Below are 1940 nucleotides of genomic sequence, written 5' to 3'. Positions count from 1 at the left end.
CGGCGGTGAACACGCCGCTGTAAGTGCCGTCCTGATTGTCGGTCCAGCTCCCTTTGAGCGTCGCCCCAGCGACCGCGGTGGTCTGCACCACGGCATCCTGCCCGGCCACCGGGTTATGCTGCGCGTCCTGCAGCGTCGCCGTCACCTGCATGTCGTCGCCGGCCACGTAGCTGGCCTTGTCCAGGGTGAGGGTGGAGTTCGCCTTCACCGGCGCGGCGGCCATGATGTCAAACGGAGCAGACTCTACTTTGCCGTCAGACACCGTCATCGTGGCCTTCAGACCCGGGCCGGCGGTGGTGGCGGTGAAAGTAGCGCTGTAAGTGCCGTCCTGATTGTCGGTCCAGCCACCTTTGATGACTGCCCCGGCTACCGCGGTGGTCTGCACCACGGCATCCTGCCCGGGCACCGGGTTATGCTGCGCGTCCTGCAGCGTCGCCGTCACCTGCATGTCGTCGCCGGCCACATAGCTGGCTTTGTCCAGGGTGATACCCGAGTTCGCCTTCACCGGCACCGCGGCCGTGATGTCAAACGGAGCAGACTCCACCGTACCGTCAGACACCGTCATCGTGGCCTTCAGGCCCGTGCCGGCGATCTGCGTCGTCCAGGTCGACGTGTAAGTGCCGTCCTGATTGTCAGTCCAGCTACCTTTGATGACTGCCCCACCCACCACCGTGGTCTGCACCACGGCGGCCTGCCCGGCCACCGGGTTATGCTGCGCATCCCGCAGCGTCGCCGTCACCTGCATGTCCGACCCGGCCACGTAGCTGGCCTTGTCCAGGGTGAGGCCCGAATTCGCCCTCACCGGCGCGGCAGCCGTGATGTCGTAGGCGGCAGAGGTCACCTCCCCGTCAGACACCGTCATCGTGGCCTGCAGGCCCGTACCGGCGGTGGTGGCGGTAAACACGCCGCTGTAAGTGCCGTCCTGAATGTCAGTCCAGCTACCTTTGATGACTGCCCCGGCGACCGCGGTGGTCTTCACCACGGCATCCTGCCCGGCCACCGGGTTATGCTGCGCGTCCTGCAGCGTCGCCGTCACCTGCATGTCCGACCCGGCCACATAACTGGTCTTGTCCAGGGTGAGGGCCGAGTTTGCCATCACCGGCGCGGCGGCCGTGATGTCGTAGGCGGCAGAGGTCACCTCCCCGTCAGACACCGTCATCGTGGCCTGCAGGCCCGTACCGGCGGTGGTGGCGGTAAACACGCCGCTGTAAGTGCCGTCCTGATTATCAGTCCAGCTCCCCTTCAGCGTCGCCCCGCCCACCACCGTGGTCTGCACCACGGCGGCCTGCCCGGCCACCGGGTTATGCTGCGCGTCCCGCAGCGTCGCTACCACCTGCATGTCGTCGCCGGCCACGTAGCCGGCCTTATCCAGCACAAGGGTGGAGTTCGCCTTCACCGGCGCGGCGGCCGTGATGTCAAACAGAGCAGACTCCACATCCCCGTCAGACACCGTCATCGAGGCCTTCAGGCCCGGGCCGGCGGTGGTGGCGGTAAAGGTAGCACTGTAAGTGCCGTCCTGATTGTCAGTCCAGCTCCCCTTCAGCGTCGCCCCGGCGACCGCGGTGGTCTGCACCACCGCATCCTGCCCGACCACCGGATTATGCTGCGCGTCCTGCAGCGTCGCTACCACCTGCATGTCGTCGCCGGCCACGTAGCTGGCTTTGTCCAGGGTGAGGCCCGAGTTCGCTTTCACCGGCGCGGCGGCCGTGATGTCGTAGGCGGTGGAGATCACCTCCCCGTCTGCCAGCGTCATTGTGGCCTTCAGGCTAGTGCCGGCGGTGGTGGCGGTGAAGGTAGCGCTGTAAGTGCCGTCCTGATTGTCGGTCCAGCTCCCCTTCAGCGTCGCCCCGGCGACCGCGGTGGTCTGCACCACGGCATCCTGCCCGGCCACCGGGTTATGCTGCGCGTCCTGCAGCGTCGCCGTCACCTGCATGTCCGAC

At 66.8% G+C, this 1940-nt stretch carries 1 protein-coding gene; it reads right to left on the bottom strand.

Features of this window, described 5'->3' with window-relative positions:
- Positions 1 to 1940, bottom strand: a 1940-nt coding sequence (locus ACE38U_RS22340) for an invasin domain 3-containing protein (protein ID WP_375530533.1), incomplete at both ends; no start/stop codon positions are given.

The organism is Cedecea selenatireducens, from assembly GCF_042138895.1.
In the GTDB taxonomy this organism is placed as follows: domain Bacteria; phylum Pseudomonadota; class Gammaproteobacteria; order Enterobacterales; family Enterobacteriaceae; genus Cedecea; species Cedecea selenatireducens.
Note: the sequence above shows the minus strand (reverse complement) of the source record. Positions and strands in the feature narration are given on the sequence as shown.